18 protein-coding genes are annotated in these 19,643 nt (G+C 70.4%); 10 read left to right on the top strand and 8 right to left on the bottom strand.

Going from position 1 to position 19,643, the window contains the following annotated elements:
• Window positions 1-5 precede the first annotated feature (5 nt).
• Complete coding sequence (locus ACZ6WN_RS24665; RefSeq protein WP_465868465.1) at window positions 6-809, bottom strand: SDR family oxidoreductase; 804 nt, start codon at window positions 807-809, stop codon at window positions 6-8.
• Window positions 810-1,052: 243 nt separating this feature from the next.
• Between ACZ6WN_RS24665 and ACZ6WN_RS24670 the strand changes: the two genes are divergently transcribed.
• On the top strand, window positions 1,053-1,304 hold the full coding sequence (locus ACZ6WN_RS24670; protein ID WP_465868467.1) for a hypothetical protein: 252 nt from the start codon (window positions 1,053-1,055) through the stop codon (window positions 1,302-1,304).
• Here the strand turns inward: ACZ6WN_RS24670 and ACZ6WN_RS24675 are convergent.
• Window positions 1,291-2,388, bottom strand: a complete 1,098-nt coding sequence (locus tag ACZ6WN_RS24675) for an NAD(P)H-dependent amine dehydrogenase family protein (protein WP_465868469.1) — start codon at window positions 2,386-2,388, stop codon at window positions 1,291-1,293. The two genes, ACZ6WN_RS24670 and ACZ6WN_RS24675, sit on opposite strands and share 14 nt — an antisense overlap.
• Before the next feature lie 77 nt (window positions 2,389-2,465).
• Between ACZ6WN_RS24675 and ACZ6WN_RS24680 the strand changes: the two genes are divergently transcribed.
• Window positions 2,466-2,957 (top strand): GNAT family N-acetyltransferase, encoded by a 492-nt coding sequence (locus tag ACZ6WN_RS24680; protein ID WP_465868471.1) that lies wholly within the window; start codon window positions 2,466-2,468, stop codon window positions 2,955-2,957.
• Window positions 2,958-2,964: 7 nt separating this feature from the next.
• On the opposite strand, the gene msrA is transcribed toward ACZ6WN_RS24680, so the two are convergent.
• Window positions 2,965-3,612, bottom strand: coding sequence for a peptide-methionine (S)-S-oxide reductase MsrA (gene msrA / locus ACZ6WN_RS24685; RefSeq protein WP_465868472.1), 648 nt, complete (start codon window positions 3,610-3,612; stop codon window positions 2,965-2,967).
• A gap of 104 nt (window positions 3,613-3,716) precedes the next feature.
• Between msrA and ACZ6WN_RS24690 the strand changes: the two genes are divergently transcribed.
• The 5 genes from ACZ6WN_RS24690 (at window position 3,717) to greA (ending at window position 9,650) form a co-directional block, all read left to right on the top strand.
• Window positions 3,717-4,886 (top strand): cystathionine gamma-synthase, encoded by a 1,170-nt coding sequence (locus ACZ6WN_RS24690; protein WP_357336711.1) that lies wholly within the window; start codon window positions 3,717-3,719, stop codon window positions 4,884-4,886.
• Complete coding sequence (locus tag ACZ6WN_RS24695) at window positions 4,873-6,240, top strand: glutamate mutase L (protein WP_465868474.1); 1,368 nt, start codon at window positions 4,873-4,875, stop codon at window positions 6,238-6,240. Before ACZ6WN_RS24690 ends, ACZ6WN_RS24695 begins: the two co-directional genes overlap by 14 nt.
• 10 nt (window positions 6,241-6,250) lie before the next feature.
• Complete coding sequence (locus ACZ6WN_RS24700) at window positions 6,251-7,684, top strand: AI-2E family transporter (protein ID WP_465868476.1); 1,434 nt, start codon at window positions 6,251-6,253, stop codon at window positions 7,682-7,684.
• A 1-nt stretch (window position 7,685) separates the two neighbouring features.
• Window positions 7,686-8,912: a threonine ammonia-lyase gene (ilvA, locus tag ACZ6WN_RS24705; protein WP_465868811.1), complete on the top strand. Its 1,227-nt coding sequence runs from the start codon at window positions 7,686-7,688 to the stop codon at window positions 8,910-8,912.
• A 228-nt stretch (window positions 8,913-9,140) separates the two neighbouring features.
• A complete protein-coding gene (gene greA, locus ACZ6WN_RS24710) occupies window positions 9,141-9,650 on the top strand; it encodes a transcription elongation factor GreA (protein WP_141792144.1) in 510 nt (169 codons plus the stop codon).
• A 24-nt stretch (window positions 9,651-9,674) separates the two neighbouring features.
• On the opposite strand, the gene ACZ6WN_RS24715 is transcribed toward greA, so the two are convergent.
• Entirely contained in the window at window positions 9,675-10,067 is a 393-nt protein-coding gene (locus ACZ6WN_RS24715; protein WP_465868478.1) for a DUF4307 domain-containing protein, read from the bottom strand.
• Between the two features lie 125 nt (window positions 10,068-10,192).
• Between ACZ6WN_RS24715 and mca the strand changes: the two genes are divergently transcribed.
• Entirely contained in the window at window positions 10,193-11,179 is a 987-nt protein-coding gene (gene mca, locus ACZ6WN_RS24720; protein ID WP_465868480.1) for a mycothiol conjugate amidase Mca, read from the top strand.
• A gap of 93 nt (window positions 11,180-11,272) precedes the next feature.
• Window positions 11,273-11,548, top strand: coding sequence for a hypothetical protein (locus ACZ6WN_RS24725; protein WP_091050473.1), 276 nt, complete (start codon window positions 11,273-11,275; stop codon window positions 11,546-11,548).
• On the opposite strand, the gene ACZ6WN_RS24730 is transcribed toward ACZ6WN_RS24725, so the two are convergent.
• Window positions 11,529-12,191, bottom strand: a complete 663-nt coding sequence (locus tag ACZ6WN_RS24730) for a hypothetical protein (protein ID WP_465868482.1) — start codon at window positions 12,189-12,191, stop codon at window positions 11,529-11,531. The genes ACZ6WN_RS24725 and ACZ6WN_RS24730 overlap by 20 nt on opposite strands.
• Window positions 12,191-16,435, bottom strand: a complete 4,245-nt coding sequence (locus ACZ6WN_RS24735) for a LamG-like jellyroll fold domain-containing protein (protein WP_465868483.1) — start codon at window positions 16,433-16,435, stop codon at window positions 12,191-12,193. Before ACZ6WN_RS24735 ends, ACZ6WN_RS24730 begins: the two co-directional genes overlap by 1 nt.
• A gap of 206 nt (window positions 16,436-16,641) precedes the next feature.
• Between ACZ6WN_RS24735 and ACZ6WN_RS24740 the strand changes: the two genes are divergently transcribed.
• Window positions 16,642-17,439, top strand: coding sequence for a HoxN/HupN/NixA family nickel/cobalt transporter (locus tag ACZ6WN_RS24740; protein WP_465868485.1), 798 nt, complete (start codon window positions 16,642-16,644; stop codon window positions 17,437-17,439).
• A 2-nt stretch (window positions 17,440-17,441) separates the two neighbouring features.
• On the opposite strand, the gene ACZ6WN_RS24745 is transcribed toward ACZ6WN_RS24740, so the two are convergent.
• Together ACZ6WN_RS24745 and ACZ6WN_RS24750 are read right to left on the bottom strand one after the other, a co-directional pair.
• The gene (locus ACZ6WN_RS24745; protein ID WP_465868487.1) at window positions 17,442-18,017 is read right to left on the bottom strand and encodes a TerD family protein; all 576 of its coding nucleotides are present in this window, start codon (window positions 18,015-18,017) and stop codon (window positions 17,442-17,444) included.
• 42 nt (window positions 18,018-18,059) lie between these two features.
• A complete protein-coding gene (locus tag ACZ6WN_RS24750) occupies window positions 18,060-19,532 on the bottom strand; it encodes a cellulase family glycosylhydrolase (RefSeq protein WP_465868488.1) in 1,473 nt (490 codons plus the stop codon).
• Window positions 19,533-19,643 lie beyond the last annotated feature (111 nt).

The following is a 19,643-nucleotide window of genomic DNA, read 5'->3' on the forward strand; positions in this document are numbered from 1 at the left end:
GGCGTCTAGGCGCCGACGTCGGGGAGTTTGAGGTCCAGCGTCGGCGTCTCGGTACCGCCGTCGACCTCGAGCAGCTTCCCGGTGACGAACTGTCCGGCCCGAGAGGTCAGATAGACCACCGCGGCGGCGATGTCCTCGGCCTCCCCGATCCGTCCGAGCGGCGTCTTCGCCTCGATCTCGCCGCGCATGGTGTCGTCGCCCGCCACGAACTCGAGGGCGCTGGTACGCACCGAGCCGACGAAGATGCCGTTGACCCGGATCCGTGGCGCCAGGTCGGTCGCGGCCAGCCGCGTCCAGTGCGCCAGCGCCGCCTTCGCGGTGCCGTAGGCCAGATAGCCCCTCCCCGCAGTACGTCCCATCATCGAGCTGATCGACACCACCGACTGCTGCCCGTCCGGGCTCTTCAGCAGGTACGGCACCGCCGCCCGCGTCAGCGCGTGGGCCGTGGTCACGTTGAAGTGGAAGGCCTCCTCGAGATAGCCCTCGTCGGTGTCGAGGAACGTGTTCGGGATCGTCCCTCCCACGTTGTTGACCACGATGTCGAGACGCCCGAACTCCTCGTACGCCTGCTCCGCCAGCCCCGCTGTCGCAGCCGTGTCGGCCAAGTCGGCCGGCACCACCAGCGCCCGCCGGCCCGCAGCCTCGACCTTCTCGGCGACCGCTCGAAGCTGCTTCTCGGTGCGTGAGGCGATCACCACGTCCGCCCCGGCCTCGGCCAGCGCCACCGCGGTCGCCGCCCCGATCCCGCGCCCCGCCCCCGTCACCACAGCCACGTGATCGGTCAGTCTGAACCGTTCGAGAATGCTCATCTGTTTCCTCCATGTCGAGACGTCAGGCCGGTCGGCCGAGACGTCGTTTGCGCTGGCCGAGACGTCAGCGGCGTCGGCCGAGGCGTCTGGGTGGTCGGCCGAGGCGTCAGCGGCGTCGGCCGAGGCGTCTGGGCAGTCGGCCGAGGCGTCGTTCCGGTCGTCCGAGGCGTCGCTCCGGTCGGCCGAGGCGTCACTTGCGTCGGCCGAGATGACTTATGTGACGTGTCGGCCGACGGGGTTGACGTGTCGATCGACGTACGTGCCGTATCGATCGACCGGACTGACCTCTCGACCGAGCGGGGTGACGTGTCGAGCGACCGGGGTGACTTCTCGATCGACGGGGGTGACGTGTCGACCGACGTACGTGACGTCTCGGCCGACTGGGGTGACGTGTCGACCGACTGGGGTGACCTTTCGGCCGCCCGGGGTGACGTCTCGGCCGCCCGGGGTGACGTCTCGGCCGACGTAGGTGACGGCTCGCTCATCGGGGGATGAGGCCGCGGCCGGTGATCAGGGGGAGGTCGAGGGGGCTGACCAGGCCGGGGGCGGCGGCTACGACGGCGGGGATGGCGTTGACCAGGCGCTGGGCGGTGACGATCATCCCGGAGACGTTGTGGTCGCCGTGCTCGCCGTGGTGGCTGAACTCGACGGTCATCGACGGTTCGCCGGTGATCTCGATGCGGTAGCAGCCGTCGCCCGTCGCCGGCACCGGCCAGTCGGGGTCGGAGGCCGCGTCGGTGCGGGTGACGTGCTCGAGGGTGATGCGGGGGACTCCGCCGACGCTGCCGGTGACGGTGAAACGTACGGAGCCCTGGGTGCCCTCGGCGATGTCGACCGAGACGGTCTTGGTGTCCTTGACCGCAGGACGCCGCTCGACGTGCTCGACGAGCGGCTCGTCGAGGGTCACCCCGAGACCGGCGGCGAGGACCCGGACGACGGGGCCCCAGGCGGTGCTCAGCACACCCGGCTCCCACAGGAACGGCTTGTCCTCCAGCGAGCCGCCGAAGCCGAAGAGGTCCTTCATCACGACGGGCTGGTAGTACGTCGAGTAGTCGGCGATCTCGCTGACTCGGACATGGTCGATCCGCTGGGACAGCGACGTCATCGCGAGCGGCAGGACGTCGTTGGCGAAGCCCGGGTCGATGCCGTTGACGTGCAGCGACGCACCGCCCGCCCGCCCGGCATCGTCGATCCCGGCGATCATCTCGTCCGGCAGCGTGCCCTGCGGGTGGACCAGGATCACCGGACCGGACGAGACGACGTTGACCCCGTCCCGGATCAGCCCAGTCAGATCCTCGATCGCCTCGAACACCCGGTCGTCGGTCATCGCCGCGTGGACGACGCAGTCCGGGGCGAGCGCGAGCAGCTCGTCGCGCGACGTGGTCGCCGCCACCCCGAGCGTACGTCCGAGCCCGGCCAGCTCCCCGGCGTCCCGACCCGCCTTCTCCGGCGTCGACGTCCAGACACCGACCAGCTCCAGGTCGGGATGGGCATCGATTCCCGCGATGGCATGACGTCCCACCGTCCCGGTGGACCAGACGACGACTCGGAGCGGCTTCTGCGGATCGGTTCGGGGCATGCCCCACAATCTAGAACGTGTTTCAGTTCAGGGAAACCGTTTCAGCGATCGAACTCGTGCCGGATACCGTCTGCCACGTGCAGATCCGCGAAGCGACGGCCGAGGACTGGCCGCAGATCTACCCGTTCTGGTCCGAGATCGTGGCGGCGGGGGAGACCTACGCCTATCCCGAGGGCCTCACCTCCGAAGAGGCCAGGGACCTGTGGATGTACGACCACGTCGTCGTCGCGGTCGAGGGCGAGGGCGACAACGAGGAGATCCTGGGCAGCGCCAAGATGGGCCCCAACCGCCCGGGCCGCGGCAGCCACATCGGCACCGCCTCGTTCATGGTCTCGCCGAACGCCCGCGGCAAGGGCGTGGGCCGCGCCCTGGGCGACTACTGCGTGAGCTGGCACCGTGAGCAGGGCTTCCACGGCATCCAGTTCAACGCCGTCGTGGAGACCAACACCACCGCCGTACGCCTGTGGCAGGCGCTCGGCTTCCAGATCATCGGGACCGCCCCGGACGCCTTCGACTCGACGTCGCACGGCCGGGTCGGCCTCCACGTGATGTATCTGCCGCTGACCTGACCCGACCTCAGGCGGGGAAGGCGATCCCCGTGTTCGCGTGGCAGCGGTAGCCGTTGGGCACGCGATCGAGGTACTGCTGGTGGGCCGGCTCGGCGGCGTAGAAGGTCGGGACCTCGCGGATCTCGGTGGTGATCTCGCCGTAGCCCCGCCGGGCGATCTCGTCGCCGTAGATCTTGGTCAGCTCCTCAGCGGTCTCCCGCTGCGCGTCGGAGACGTAGTAGAGCGCCGAGCGGTACTGCGTACCGACGTCGTTGCCCTGCCGCATCCCCTGCGTCGGGTCGTGCACCTCGAAGAACTTCTTGACGAGGTCGGCATAGGAGACCACGGTGGGGTCGAAGACCACCCGGACCGCCTCGGTGTGGTTGGTCTGACCGCTGCAGACCTCCTCGTAGGTCGGGTTGGCCGTCGTGCCGCCCTGGTACCCGACGGCGGTCGAGTAGACCCCCGGCGTCTGCCAGAAGATCTCCTCGGCACCCCAGAAACAGCCGAGACCGAAGTACGCCACCTCGGACCCCTCCGGAGCGGTCCCGTCCGAAGCGGAGGCGAGCAGGGGAGTGCCCAGGACGCGGTGCTTGGCGGGCAGGTCGAAGAGCGCCTGGTCGCGCCCGGCGAGCGTGCGGTCCTCGGGGAAGAGCTGTGTGGGTCGACCGAACATGAGTGACCTCCAGAAAGTCAGGGTTGCTACCAGTCTCCAACACAGTTCGACGCGCGAACGTTCCCGGATGGCCCGGGCGACGAGATCGGACGTAGGCTCGGACCGTGAGCGAGCAGCAGCACCTCGGCAAGGCCGGATTCGAGACCAAGGCGATCCACGCGGGCTACGAGCCCGACCCGACGACGGGTGCGGTGATCCCGCCGATCTACGCCACCACGACCTACAAGCAGGACGGCGTCGGCGGCCTGCGCAACGGCTATGAGTACAGCCGCTCCGCCAACCCGACGCGCACCGCGCTCGAGGGCGCCCTGGCGGCGGTCGAGGAGGGCGAGAAGGGGTTCGCCTTCGCCTCCGGCCTGGCCGCCGAGGACACCCTGATCCGCAGCCTGATGCGGCCCGGTGACCACATGGTCATCCCCGACGACGCCTACGGCGGCACCCACCGGCTGATCGACAAGGTCGAGAGCCAGTGGGGGATCGCGCACACGCCGGCCCAGGTCGCCGACGTCGACGCGGTCGCCGCCGCGATCCAGCCGGGCAAGACCAAGGTGGTCTGGGTCGAGACGCCGACCAACCCGCTGCTCAACATCGCCGACATCTCCGCGCTGGCCACGGTCGCCCACGAGGCCGGCGCCCGGCTGGTCGTGGACAACACCTTCGCCAGCCCCTACCTGCAGCAGCCGCTCACCCTCGGCGCCGACGTCGTGGTGCACTCCACGACGAAGTACGTCGGTGGCCACTCCGACGTCGTCGGTGGTGCCGTGGTCGTCCGTGACCTCGAGATCGCCGAGAAGATCGGCTACCTGCAGAACGCGGCCGGTGCGATCGCCGACCCGTTCGGTGCCTGGCTGACGCTGCGCGGCCTCAAGACCCTGGCCGTACGCATGGACCGCCACTGCGACAACGCCGAGCGCGTCGCCGACTTCCTGACCTCGCACCCGAAGGTCGGCGAGGTGATCTACCCCGGCCTGGAGACCCACCCCGGTCACACGGTCGCGCAGAAGCAGATGAAGCGCTTCGGCGGCATGATCTCCTTCCGGGTCGAGGGCGGCGAGGCCGCTGCGCTCGCGGTGTGCGAGCGCACCAAGATCTTCACGCTGGGCGAGTCGCTCGGCGGCGTCGAGAGCCTGATCGAGCACCCGGGGCGGATGACCCACGCGTCGGTCGCGGGCACCGACCTCGAGGTGCCGGCCGACCTGGTGCGGCTCTCCGTCGGGATCGAGTACGCCGAGGACCTGGTCGCGGACCTCGAGCAGGCCCTTGACCAGAGCTGAGGCGCCACAGACCGCCGTCTGCGTCGACTTCGGCTCCACCTGGACCAAGGCACTCCACGTCGACCTCGTCGCCGGCGAGGTCCTCGGCTCCGCGAGCGCACCGACGTCGCTGCACGAGGTGATGGACGCCTACGACGCCTGCCTGGCGGCCCTCGCCGAGCAGGACACCCGGGCGGCCGGCGCCGAGATCCTCGCCTGCTCCTCGGCCGGCGGTGGGCTCCGGATCGCCGTGGTCGGCAACGAGGAGCTGGTGACCGCCGAGGCCGGGCGGCGGGTGGCGCTGTCCAGCGGAGGCAAGGTGGTCGCGGTGGTCGCGACCGCAGGCCGTGAGGCCGAGAGCGACCTGGGGACCACGCTGAGCCTCACCACCCCGGACCTGGTGCTGCTGACCGGCGGCACCGACGGGGGCAACCGGGACGCCATCGTCTCCGCCGCCCGCGACCTGGCCGCGGCCGGCTGGCGCGGGCCGGTGGTCGTCGCGGGCAACCGTGAGGCGAACCCGGAGATCGATGAGATCCTGGCCGATGTTCCCCACGTGACCTGCGACAACGTCGTCCCCAAGATCGGCGTGCTCGCGCCCGAGAGCGCCCGTGCGGCGGTCCGGGAGATGTTCCTCGAGCACGTGATCGGCGGCAAGAACCTCAGCAGCCGGGCCGACTTCCGGCGGATCGTCCAGGGGGCGACCCCCGATGTCGTGCTCCAGGGGGTCGAGACGCTGGCCGAGGTGCTCGGCGAGGACGTGGTCGTCGTCGACGTCGGCGGTGCCACGACCGACGTGCACAGCGTGGTCCGCCCCGACCCCGAGGCCGAGCACGTCCGCGAGGAGGTCGTCGCCGTCACCCCGGTGACCCGCACCGTCGAGGGCGATCTGGGCATGCGCTGGTCGGCGACCACGACGCTCGCCGCGGCCGACCACTCCGACCCGAGCCTCGCCGAGTCGGATCTCTCCGGCGAGGTCGAGCATCGGCGCAACCACCCCGGCTGGCTGCCGCGCACCGAGCAGGACAAGGACATCGACGAGCTCCTGGCGAGGATCGCGATCTCCACGGCCCTGCAGCGGCACGCGGGCCGGTCCCGGGTCGTCCTGTCCCCGAGCGGCAAGGTGATCGAGCGCACCGGCACCGACCTGCGCCGGGTCGGCGTGGTGATCGGCTCCGGTGGCGTACTCAGGCACGGTCGCGCAGGCATCGAGGCGCGGGTGATGCGCTGGTCGGCGCGCGGGGGATGGCAGCTCCCGGAGGGGCCGCTGCGGGCGGTGGACAGCGACTACGTGCTCGCCGCGGTGGGCCTGCTCGCGCGTTCGCACCCCGCGACGGCACGGCACCTTGCGACCCACCTCGCACCCTCCCGGTAGCCTCTGTCAGGTGACCGATCAGGGGGATGCACCCGGGGGCGAGAAGTCGACCGCGAGGGATGGCTTCGAGCGGATGACAGGCGCGTTCAGACGCAACCGTGAGGCGCGTGAGGCCCAGCGTCACGCCCAGGAGGATGCCGACGCGCGGGAGTCCGCCGAGGTGGCCAAGGAGGCTGCCGCGGAGGCCCGCGAGTCGGCGGAGAACTTCGCGCTGCGCCTCGTCAACCAGTTCGAGCGCCTGCGCGAGGAGCGGCAGGAGCAGCTGGCCGCGCCCGAGCCGTTGACCGCGCCCAAGGCGGTGAGCCGCACCGACGTCCCCTACGGAGTCGAGCTCTCCGCGCAGTGGGCCTGGCGGTTCCTGGTGATCGTCGCCGCTGGCTACCTCATCGTCCGCGCTCTCGGCTTCCTCAGCATCGTCGTGGTCCCGGTGGTGATCGCGCTGCTGATCGCCGCGCTCGTCTCCCCGATCGTCAACGGCCTGGCCCGGATAGGCCTGAAGCGGAGCGTCTCGGCCCTCTTCGTCGTGCTCGGCGTGCTCGTCGCCGTCATCGCCATGCTGAGCTTCGCCGGCACCCAGGTCGCCAACGGCTTCAACGACCTGGCCGGGCAGACCGTCAAGGCGCTCGACGAGATCCGCGACTGGCTGATCAACGGGCCGTTCAACGCGAGCGAGACCCAGATCGACACCTGGCTCAACACGGTGCAGACCACCTTGGAGGACTGGGCGGCGGCGTACGCCTCCAACCCGTTCTCCCGGGTCAGCGAGGTCGGTGGGGTCGCCCTCGACGTCTTCGCCGGCCTGTTCATCGTGCTCTTCTCCACCTACTTCTTCTGCGCCGAGGGCGAGCGGATCTGGGGCTGGCTGGTCCGGCTCGCGCCGCGGGCCGCCCGCAGCCGGATGGACAGCTCGGGCCGGGTCGCCTGGGTCTCGCTGACCCAGTTCACCCGGGCCACGGTCATCGTGGCCGCGGTCGACGCGGTCGGCATCATGATCATCGCCGCGGCCCTGCAGGTCCCGTTCGTGGTGGCGATCGGCGTGCTCGTCTTCCTGAGCTCGTTCGTACCCCTGATCGGGGCGACGGTCGCCGGCGCGGTCGCCGTGCTCGTCGCGCTCGTCTCCCAGGGCCCGGTGACGGCGCTGCTGATGCTCGGCGGCGTGATCCTGGTCCAGCAGCTCGAGGCTCACGGCCTGCAGCCGTTCCTGCTGGGCCGCTGGGTCCGGGTCCACCCGCTCGGCGTCATCCTGGCGGTCGCGACCGGCATCGTGCTCGGTGGCGTGGCCGGTGCGCTGGTCGCGGTGCCGCTGGTGGCCGCGCTCAATGCGGTGGTCAACCATCTGACCGCCACCGCCCCGGCCCAGGCACCGACATCGCCGCCACCCCCGGTGCCGGCCGGCGGCCCGACCTCCCCACCCCCGCCGAGCCCAGGAGCAGGCAGTGCCTGAGATGCATGGTCAGCCGACGACCGGTCAGCCGACGTACGAGGACATCGTCGAGGCCCGCGAGCTGCTGCGCGACCACATCACCGAGACGCCCGTCCAGGGAGCCCGCTGGCTCACCGACATGATCGGCGACACGGTCATCCTCAAGTGCGAGAACCTGCAGCGGACGGGCTCCTTCAAGGCCCGCGGAGCCTTCGTACGCATCGCCCGGCTCTCCGAGGAGCAGCGCCGCAACGGCGTGGTGGCCGCCAGCGCGGGCAACCACGCCCAGGGGGTCGCGCTGGCGGCGACCACCCTCGGCATCCCGTCCACGGTGTTCATGCCCGAGGGTGCCCCGATCCCGAAGGAGAAGGCCACCCGCGCCTACGGCGCGGAGGTGATCTTCGAGGGGCAGTACGTCGACCAGTGCCTCGAGGCCGCGATGGCCTTCGCCGAGCGCACCGGCGCCGTGATGATCCACCCCTTCGACCACCCCGACGTCGTCGCCGGCCAGGGCACGATCGGGCTCGAGATCCTCGAACAGGCGCCCGACGTGAAGACGGTCGTCATCCCGCTCGGCGGTGGTGGCCTGCTCGCCGGGGCGGCGCTCGCGATCAAGGCGAAGCACCCCGACGTGAAGGTGGTCGGCGTGCAGGCCGAGACGGCCGCCGCCTACCCGGTCTCGCTGCGCGAGGGCCGCCCGATCCGGCTCGACAAGATGCCGACGATGGCCGACGGCATCGCGGTGGGGCTGCCGGGGGAGACCAACTTCCCGATGATCCAGACCTATGTCGACGAGATCCGCACCGTCTCGGAGGAGGCGATCTCGAGCGCGCTGCTGGCGCTGGCCGAGCGGGCCAAGCTGGTCGTCGAGCCGGCCGGCGCCGTCGGCGTCGCCGCCCTGATGGAGGCGCCCGAGGCGTTCGAGGGACCGGTCGTGGTCGTGCTCTCGGGCGGCAACATCGACCCGCTCCTGCTCGGCAAGGTGATCCAGCACGGCATGACGCTGGCCGGGCGCTACCTGCCGGTCGCGGTGACGATCCCCGACCAGCCCGGTGCGCTGGCCACCTTGCTGTCGGTGATCGGCGACACCGGAGCCAACGTCATGGAGGTGGTGCACTCGCGCACCAACCCCGGGCTACGGCTCGCCGAGGTCGGCGTGCAGCTCCAGCTGGAGACCCGGGGCCAGAACCACGCCGAGCGAGTGCTCGAACAGCTGCGCAGCAAGGGATATCCGGTGACCACGCCCTGAGGGCGTGCCCCGACGTTCCGGGGAACGGTCCCGCGGTCAGATTGCGCAACGTTTCGGTCGCGAACTGTCTTCGGGTGTGGTTGCCTTGTTAAACTGAACCTTCTGACAATCTCCCGCAGAACGTTCAGCTGGGTGAAACACGCCCGCACAGCAGGGAGAAAAGGCGCCGGTGAATGGGGGTTGACCGGCGCCCCTTACCTATTCACTACCCATCAGGAGTAACTCGCTATGACTCAGTCGACCGAGACCACGGCTGCCACTATCTGGCTCAGCAAGGGTGCATTCGACAAGCTCACCGCGGAGTTGGAATACCTGAAGGGCCCCCGACGCCAGGAGATCCTTGCCGAGATCAGCTCCGCCCGCGACGAAGGTGACCTCAAGGAGAACGGCGGCTACCACGCCGCCCGCGAGGAGCAGGGCAAGCTCGAGGGTCAGATCCAGCAGCTCGAGGCACTGCTGCGCAAGGCCGACACCACCGTCCCCGAGGACGACGGTGTCGTCTCGGTCGGCAAGCTGGTCACCTTCAAGTTCGAGGGTGATGACGACGACGAGGCCGAGACCCGCCTCATCGCCTCGATCGAGATGAAGGACTACGCGGGCGGCGTCGAGATCTCCTCGGCCGCCTCGCCCATCGGCGCGGCCCTCATCGGCGCCAGCGTCGGTGACACCGTGACCTACGAGGGTCCTCGCGGGCCGCTCAAGGTCGAGATCCTGAAGACCGAGGTCTTCACCGGCTGATCCGCGTGCGGGTGCGCTGCACGGTCACTCGACCGTGCAGTCACCCCACTCGACCCGCAGCGCCCGGCGCTCGGTCGGGATGGTGATGGTCTGGCGCCCCTCGGTGGCGGTGAACTCGAGGTGGCCGACCTTCTCCTCCCGGTCGTCCTCGGCCTCGACGCTGCAGACGGGCTTCGCATCCTTGTCGTGGAGGCGTACGACGAAGGTCACCTCGACCTCGTTCTCGCTGACCGCCTCCCACTTCTCCAGCCCGGAGGAGACCTCGGGGTGCAGGGCCAGCCACAGCGCCCAGCCGAACCAGCCGATGATCGCGACCAGGGCGAGGGCCAGCCCGATGATGAGTACGCCCGGGCGACGGCGCGGGCCGCGGCCGTAGCGGGCCGCGATGCGGGAATCTTCGGCTGAGGGCGTGCTCACGGAGACATGGTCCCATCCCGCCGAAGCAGACCGCACATCCGTCCTGCCGCACTACCACCAAAGTTGTCCGCGGACTGGGAGCGGGTAACCGATCCGTGAGACGCGGCGTGGTTAGGATTGAACTCATGCCAGAGCAGCCCCAGCAGGCGTTCCGCCTGATGCACGTGCACGCGCACCCCGACGACGAGTCGAGCAAGGGCGCGGGAACCACCGCGAAGTACGTCGCCGAAGGCGTCGACGTCCATGTCGCGACGTGTACGGGCGGCGAGCGGGGCGACATCCTCAACCCGAAGATGGAGCGCCCCGGGATCCTGGAGAACATCCACGAGATCCGCCGCGAGGAGATGCACCGCGCCCGCGACATCCTCGGCATCAAGCAGGACTGGCTCGGCTTCGTCGACTCCGGCTGGGTCGAGGAGTTCATGCAGGTCAAGGACATGGCGGCCAAGGACTGGTCGCTGCTCCCCGAGGGCTCCTTCGGCCGGATGCCGCTCGAGGTGACCACGCGCCGGCTCGTCGAGATCATTCGCTCGTTCCGGCCGCACGTGGTCACGACGTACGACGAGCGAGGGGGCTACCCGCACCCGGACCACATCATGTGCCACCGGGTCTCGGTGGAGGCGTTCCGGGCGGCGGGCGACCCCGACCTGTTCCCGGACGCGGGCGAGCCGTGGCAGCCGCTGAAGCTCTACTACAGCCACACCTTCAACTACCCGCGCACGCTCGCCCTGCACGAGGCGATGAAGGGCCACGGGCTCAGCTCGCCGTACGAGGAGCGCCTCCAGGACTGGAAGCCGGAGCCGGGGTGGGACGAGCGGGTCACCACGAAGGTGGAGTGTGCGGAGTTCTTCGGCGTGCGCGACCAGGCCCTGCTCGCCCATGCCACCCAGATCGACCCCGACGGCCCCTGGTTCGCGGTGCCCCGGGAGATCGAGAAGGAGGCGTGGCCGACCGAGGACTTCGAGCTGGTGACCTCCTACGTGCCGGTGCCCGAGGCGGAGAAGGGCGTCGAGACCGATCTGTTCGCCGGTCTCGAGGTCTCCACCGCCGACGACGAGGGCAAGGCCGCCGTCGGTCGCGAGATCAGCTTCGGCAAGGTCATCACCGCCTGAGCGCTCCGGAGATCGCGCGGGCAGGGCCAGGTGCTGCGTACTGCGGCGCCCCTGCCCGTGTGATCTCTCAGGCACAGGTGAGACAATGTCGGTATGTCCGGCCTCCCGATGACGACGCAGACGCTGCACACCTCTCAGCCCGCTCCTGAGCCCACCCCGCCGCAGGACGAGGACGTGGTCGCGGGCTGGACCGCCTTCGGCATCTTCATCGCGCTCTGCGTCGCCGTCGCGGTGATCGCCTGGAGCATGCTGCGCCAGTTCAAGAAGGTGGAGAAGGCCAAGGTCGAGGGCGTCTTCGGCGAGGAGGCCCAGGCCGAGGCGATCGCCCAGCAGGCCGCCAAGGACGAGATCAAGAAGCTGAAGCGCTAGCTTCTCGCGGCCGGCGACGCCGCACGAGCCACCACCCGACGGCACCGACCAGCGCGATCGCGCCGAGGGTGCCGCCGATCTGGAGCAGCGCGCTGAGCCCGGTTGCCGCGGCCCGGGACTCCTCGAGGGACCAGCCGTGGGAGCGGGTGGTCCCTGCGTACGCCGCCTTCTGGCCGTTCGGACCCGAGGCCAGCGTCTGGTACGCCGGGTGCAGGTCGGTCATCATGTCGATCTCGATCGGCGTGGCCGAGGCCGGTGACGGGCAGTCGAAGGTGACCGTGGTGCCGTCGGCGATGAGATCGTCGGCCGCCGTCACCGAGCCCTCGCAGCCCTTGATCCGGATGTGGTCGAGCACGTAGTCGGCGTAGGCCTGCGACCGCGCCAGCGCCTTCTCGTCGCCGGGCTCGTAGAGGACGACGCCGTCGAGCGTCATCCGGTCGGGCGGCAGCGCGCCGACCTGCACCGCGAGGTAGGCGATGTCGTCGGTCGCGCCGAACCGCCAGGTCACCTCGGGGGCTCCGGCGCTGCCGGCGATCCGAGCGGTCTGCGGGGCCCCGAACGGGTGGGCCGATGCGGGCACGGCCGCGGTGGCCGCCAGCACGAGGCCGGCGACCACCGCGAGTGCCCGGAGGACACGCGCCACTAGCGCTGCTTGACCGTCAGCGTGAGGCCGGTCGTGGCCGGCTCGTGCTTCTCGTCGCCCGGGTAGACGACCTGCACCTGGTGGCGGCCCGGCGGCGGCAGCACGTCGACGTCGCACTCGGCGACCCCGCGCCGGACACGGGCCTCGCACAGGACGTCCTCGCCGATGAGGAACTGCGCCGTGCCGGTCGCGCTGCGCGGCGCGAGCGACGTACGCAGCGTCAGATCCCGTCCGAATCGGACCGTGACGTCCTTGGCGGTGAGCGTGACCGGGGTCAGGTCCGGGACGTCGGCCTTCTCGACGACGACCGCCCGCGAGGCGACGGCCTGGTTGCCGTTGGTGTCGGTGACCGAATAGGTCAGCGGGTAGGCGCCCGGCGTGTTCACATCGACGCTGCCGGAGACCTGGATGCTGCCCGCCAGGTCACCGTCGGTGTTGTCGGTCGCGCTGACCCCGGCCAGCGGGTCGAACTCCTCGCCGACCTGGAGGGTCGTCGAGGCCGGGACCGTCAGCACCGGCGGGGTGACGTCGGTGCCGGCCGCGGTGGCCAGGAAGACGCCGCCGAACTGGTCGATCGAGCCGAGCGTCTGGGCCGCGCCGGTGCGGGAGGTCGAGGTCCAGGCGTACACCTCGCCCTCGCTCAGCCCGCTCCACTCCACCGTCGCCGGCCAACCCGAACGCGCGGTGTCGGTGCCGATCACGGTGTCGGTCGGGGTGACCACCGTCAGCGCGTCGGTCGTGAAGGACGTACGCCGGGTGGAGAGGTCCACCGGGAGCGTCAGGTTGTCCTCGGCCCCGTTGTAGCGGTGGCGGTCGTCGTACTCCGTCGCTCCGAAGTCGTCCAGGTGCGGGGAGTAGGTGTCGATCGACATCTCCGCGCGCTCGGTGTCGAACTGCAGCAGGCGCAGGTAGGAGGCGCCGAACTGCAGCAGGTCGGTCGACTTGTGGTCCACCGTCCCGTCACCGTTGAGGTCGATGTTCCCGGAGGCGTCGACGGCGTCGGGGAAGAGCTCTCCGGCCGTCACCTTGTAGAACTGGTAGTCGGCCAGCAGCTCCACCACGTTGTGGGAGACCGTCGCGCCGATGCCTCGCTTGAGGTTCGTACCGACGCCGTGCTCGTGGCCGGCGAGGACCAGGAACACGTTGGGGTTGGCCTCCACGACCTGGTCGTAGAGCCGGGAGCCGTCGGTGGAGAACTTCGCGCCGCGACCGTCGGGAGCCGTGGACGGGGCGAGGTAGGCGTGGGTGCTCAGGATGCCGTTGCGGTCGGGGAAGCGGGAGAAGACCTCGCTCGCCCAGGCCGCCTCCTCCTCGGTGACCCCGTAGGAGAGGCCGACCGCGACGAAGTCGAGCCCGCCGGCGGAGAAGAGCACGTAGTTGTTCTGGTTGTCGGTGCCCGGCGCGACCACGTTGCCGGAGGCGTCGGTCTCCTCGTCCCAGGCGTGGTACGACGCCCCCTCGGGCCATGCCTGCGCCGCGTCGTAGTAGCGCGACGGGCTGAAGTAGCGGCTGAAGCGCGACTGCGACCCGGTCTCGTTGCCGCCCTGGTTGTCGTGGTTGCCCGCGACGACCTGGTTGACCACACCGGCCTCGTCGAGGGTCGCCTGCGCATCCGAGGTGAACTCGAACTCGCGGGTGACCTGCTCGTCGAGCCCCGGATAGAGCAGCTTGCCGTCGGCGCCGGTGGCCAGCGGGTCCTTGGTGTCGTTCTCGGTCACGTCACCGGTGTGCGAGGTGAACGCGATCTTGCGCTGGTCGGCGTTGTCTCGGATCCACTCGGTCTCGGCGCGGTAGGCCCGCTGCCACACCGCCTGCTCCTCGACCAGCTGCACGTCCGAGGGCTCCTCGATCCCGTTGAAGTTCTCGTACGTCCCTCCGGCCGCGCCCTCGGCGATGTACTGGGTGTCGGTGAAGTGGGCGAAGGAGAAGTCGTAGTCGTCGGGGTTCTCGAAGTGGTCCTTGTCGTCGGCGGCCGAGTCGTCGCGCGGCGAGAGGTCGTCGGCGAACGGGTCGATACCGGTCACCAGGACGTGGACCACGCCGTCGTCGACGTGGGCGGCGAGCGCCCGGCCCTGCAGGGTGGTGTCGCCGTCGGCGATGCCGCGTCCGGAGGCCAGCTCGTCCCACCGGCTCTCGACGGTGTTCCACACCCGCAGCGAGACCGAGCGGGCCGGGTCGGCCGTGCCGGTCCAGACCACGTGGCGACGGGAGTCGGAGGCCGGGACGGTGACGTCGTAGCGCTGGAACGGGATCAGCTTGCTCGAGGCGCTGTCGGTGGTCTGCCCGTCCGGCTTCTGGCTCCCGCTGATCGTCTCCGGGGAGGAGTAGTCGAACTCGAGGGCGCTCGGGAGCACCGGCACGACCCCCTGGAAGCCGCCGTCGGCGACCGAGGCGGAGGCCGCCTTGAAGGTGGTGGTCACGTCGGAGCCGTTGGGGCTGTTGGCGATCGCGGAGAGCGTCACCTTGCCCTTGCCCTGACCGGTGTCGGTGCCGCCTCCGGTCGGGATCGCGTCGGAGGTGAACGTCGAGGTGTGCGCGACCGGTCGGCCGAAGACGTCCTTGGCGGTGATCTCGATGGTGTGCTCGCCGGCGGCGAGGCCGGCACCGATCTCCTGACCGGGCTGGATCGGGTCGCCGTCGAGCGTGTAGGCCCAGCCGGAGGCGTTGCCCTGGTTGGTGATGTCGACGGCGAACTCGGTCGGCGTGGTGAGGTGCGAACCGGCCGCGGGGGTGGTGCCGTCGACGACCACCCCGGCGTCGCGTACGTCACCGAGCGCTGCCACGTTCAGGGCGTCGGCCTGGTCGGCGGTGAGCACGTCGGTGTAGATGCGGGCGTTGCGTACGGTGACCGGCGACCAGAACTGGTTGACCGAGTCGGCACCGACGTAGAAGGAGTTGAGGGCGCTGCCGCCGGGGCGGGTCAGCGGGGCGGGCGCCGCGATCGAGGCGGCCAGCGCGCCGTCGACGTAGAGCCGGGCGGTCGAGCCGTCCCAGGTGCCCACGGCGTGGTACCAGCGGCCGGTCTCGATCTCCACCTGCGCGTTGCGGTAGGCCCCGCCGGCGTGGACGGCGAAGGTCAGCTTGCCGCTGTAGACGACGATCGAGTAGCCGCCGCCCTCCTTCTCCGAGCAGATCGAGTGCTCGGTCCCGTTGGGGTAGGTCCCGTTGTCCTTGAAGGTGCACTCGATGGAGACCTGCTCGTCGATCAGGTCCCACGCCGAGGAGCCCATCGCATAGGCGTACGCGTCGTTGGAGCCGTCGAACGAGGCGACCTTGGCCTTCAGCGCGGTGTCGTCGGAGATGACCGGCTCGCCGACCGTGGTCACGGCGCGGCCCGTGTCGTCGGCCGGGGTGCCGTCGTCGAAGTCGACGTCGAGCACGTCGGCGGCCGGCACCGGGGGAGCGGTGTCGTAGGCGCCGGCCAGGGCGGCGGCCTCGGCGTCGGTCACCGCGCGGGCGAAGATCGAGGCGCCGGCGAACGAGGCCGGCGGGGCCGGCTGGCCGATGCCGGTGGGAGCCGAGTCGGCCCCGACCACGAAGCGGCGCGAGGTCGCGGCCGGTGCCTGCAGCGCGCCGGTGGCGGCGGTCGAGCCGGCCTTGGTGCCGTTGACGTACAGGCTCAGGCTCTGGCCGTCCCAGACCGAGAGCACGTGATACCAGCGATGGGCCGTGATCGGGGTCAACACCGACTTGTAGCCGCCGCCGATGTGGGCCATCGTGCCCAGGTTGGAGCCGGTCACGTAGACCGAGTAGCCGCCCGCCTCCTTGTTGGAGCAGAGGTCCTTCTCGTTGGTCGTGGGCAGCGTGGCCTCGACCCGGAAGACGCACTCGATGGTGAAGCCCTGTTGCAGGCCGGCCCACGGGTCGTGCTCGACGGAGACCGCGTCGTCGGTGCCGTCGACGGTCATGATGTCGGTCGGCGCCTCGGCGAGGGTGTCGTCGGTGCCGTAGGTCGGTGCGCCCCAGGTGCGCGGCTCGAGCGACCGGGCGCGCTCGTGCGGGGTGCCGTCCGCGAAGTCGATGTCGAGGACGTCGGCCGTGGGGGCGTCGACGGTCGCCAGTGCGGCCGGCGGCGGCCCGGTCAGGGGTGCCCCGACCGCGGTGTAGGTGGCGGCGCTTGCGGAGGTGACGGCGTCGCCGGGCAGGGCGGCGATGATGCCGCCGGCGAGGGCCAGGCCCGCGGCCACGGCGACCAGCCGCGTACGTCCGGGTCTGGCGAAGATGGCGCTCGGTGCTGCGAACACGATGCTCCTTGGGTCATGCGGCGTGAGACGTGCGGCAGCGCCCGAGGTGCCGAACAGCCGAGCACCCGTGCCCGGCCAGTCGATGAGGATCCTGAGACCTGGTGAACGCGGCCGAGCGGCGCTGTCGACGCCCGTCTGTCGGGCTGGTAAACGTTTGCCGCAGCCGTATCCGGTGAGGAAACTCTGTGCCATCGTTTGCGTCTGACATGGACGACTTCCTGATGGGCGACTGGTTCGGAGCGGCCGCGCTGGTCGAGCGGGTGCAGGGCTACCTGGACGAGCCCGGCATCGCCGCGGCCGCCTTCGTGCTCGCCTTCGCCGCCGGCGCCGCGCACGCGATCGCGCCGGGCCACGGCAAGACGCTGGCCGCGGCCTATCTGATCGGCGCGGAGGGTCGCGTGCGCGATGCGGCCTGGCTCGGCGGTTCGGTGGCGGTGATGCACACGTTCTCGGTGCTGGTCATCGCGGTGGCGTGGGCGTTCTTCTCGCTCTCGGATCTCGTACGCCTGGAGAACCTCACCGCGGGGCTGCAGATCGTCGCCGGGGTGCTGGTCGTCGGCACCGGGCTCTGGCTGCTGCGCCGGCACTGGCGCGCCGCCCGCTCGGGGACCGGGCACGGGCACTCCCACGGGCATTCCCATGAGCACGGCCACGGACATGGGCACCGTCACCCCGAAGGCGTACGCCGCCCCGGCATCGTCCTGCTCGGCATCTCCGGCGGCCTGACCCCGTCGCCGGGCGCCTTCCTGGTCCTGGTGACCGGTCTCTTCGCCGGCCGCTCGGCCTTCGCGCTGCTCCTGGTGGTCACCTTCGGCCTGGGCATGGCCACGATCCTGTTCGGCGTGGGCCTGCTGGCCCTGGCCGGCAACAACCTCGTCGTCCGCGTCGCCGAGTCGAAGACCTACCTCCAGGTCGCGGCGAAGGTCACCCCGATCCTGGCCGCGCTCGGCGTCACCGTTCTCGGCGCCGGCCTCACCGTCGTCGGGGTCGGCTCACTCGGCTGAGATCAGAGCGTCGGGGCGATCGAGGGCAGCAGGTCCTGGAACGTACGCCCGTTGCCGATCTCGCCGAGCGCGGTCATCGCCCAGCCGCCGGCGTGGCGGCTGACCTTCGCCATGATCTCCGCGGTGTGCGGCCCGGTCTGGCTCAGGTCGAAGCGGGCGATCTCGGTATGGGTGTTCTCGTCGACGAGACGGCAGAACGCGTTCTGGATCTGGGCGAAGCTCTGCCCGGTGAAGGAGTTGATCGTGAAGACGATCTGGGCGACCTCGGGAGACACCCGGTCGAGGTGGAGGATGATCGACTCGTCGTCGCCCTCACCCGCGCCGGTGCGGTTGTCGCCGGTGTGGACGACGGCGCCGTCCCTCGACTTCAACTGCCGGAACCAGGCCTGGTCGACGTGGGAGCCGGCCGCGTCGTAGAGGATCGCGGAGGCGTCCATGTCGACGTCGGCCCCGCGGAACCCGCCGAAGAGGCCCTGTCTGACCGCGTCCCAACCGAGCGCGATCCGTACGTGCGTCATGCTGCTGCCGTCACCTGTGGTGAGCGAGACCGACTGTCCCTTGGCGAGCGAGACGGACAAGTGATCCTCCGATGGCTGGACCGACGAGCGGGCACAGCCACCTTAGTCAATCGTGACCGTCACCGGTTCCGTTCCGCTCGCCTCGACCAGGATCCGGTGGTGCTCGGCCTCGCCGACGACCCGGCCGCCCTCCACGGCGATGTCCGCCCCGGAGGGGTAGTGGAGCGGGCTGACGAAGATCTCGGTCGGCTCCGTGATGTCCGGGTTCGGCTCGTAGGTGTAGCTGAACGCGCCGGTGGCGGGGTCGAAGGAGAGGTCGACGGGAGTGCCGGCCGTGGCCTGCGGATAGGTGCGGACCAGCGTACGCAGCTTCTCGGACTTCACCGTCGAGAGATCGGCGTCGTCGGCGAACATGCCCTGGGCGCCGTCGGCGGTGGTCGGGTCGTCCCAGTGCTTGTAGGCCCAGTGCATCCAGGAGGTGAAGTGGTCGTCGGCGGAGGCGGTGTCGATGGCCAGCAGCTCGGTGTTGTCGGTCGCGCCGAACTCCGACATCAGGTTGGTCGCGCCCATCGTCTCGGCCTGCTCGAGCGCCTTGGTGTTGTGGGTCTCGTCGTAGTCCTTGCAGCCGCTGACCCCGACCGGGATGCCCTGGGAGTCGAGGTAGCCGAAGGGGCAGTAGCTGTGCCAGGAGTAGCCGACCTGGTCGTCGTTGGCCGGCCCGAAGCTGGAGTTGGGCACCTGGTTGGCGAGCAGCTGCGACTCGTACCAGACGATGCCGTCGGGATCGGACTCGCGGATCGCCGCCGTCGCCCGCTCGTACGCCGGCTGGAACTCGTCCCGGTAGGAGCTCTTGCACCCGGTGATCGGGCAGGAGAGCCACTCCCGGCCCGCCCACGGCTCGTTGATGAGGTCGTAGCCCATCGAGTAGGGCTGGTCGCCCCACCGCTGCGCGACCGCGCTCCAGGCCGCGGCCCAGCCGTCCTGCACGCCGTCCTTGTTCGCCCAGAAGTTGTCGTAGACGGTGGCCAGCTCGGGGGTGAGGTAGGTCGCCGGGAAGGACAGCTTGATCGGCGGGTGCAGGTGGTAGGGCGCCGGCCGCTTCGCCGCCCAGTCGGGCACGCCCTCGCCGCCGTAGGTCTCGTGCCACATGTCCTGGTGGAAGTCGTACTGCATCCAGATGCCCTCGTCGGCGAGCAGGTCGATCACCCGCTGCCAGTCGTCGAGGTAGTCCTCGTCGACCTGCCCGGGAGCGTCCGGGGTCACGCCCGCCCACAGGGTGCCGATCCGGGCGCCGTTGAACCCGTGCTCCGCCAGCCATTCCGCGTCGGCCGCGGTGAAGCCCTCGGGGGAGTCGGGCGGGACGTACGGATCGTGCTTCCAGACCAGGTTCTGCCCGTGCACCAGCACGGTCCGGCCGTACTGGTCGACCAGCCAGCGTCCCTCCCGGGACAGCCGTGGGGTCTCCTCGGCCGGGTCGGCGCCGGCGGGCCCGACCGGGCTCAGCAGAGAGGTTCCGAACGCGAGCACAGCCGCCGCGGCGGCAACGATGGCGAAGCTTCCCGAGCGAGTCGACATGTGCGGAACCTAGTGCTCTTCATCACGTTCGGCAAGAACACGTTCTCATTCAGGACGGCGAGACGGGCGTAGCGGCCGTTCGGACGAGATCCGCAGTGGACAGGGGCAGCC

Source organism: Nocardioides sp. NPDC054178, from assembly GCF_055585005.1.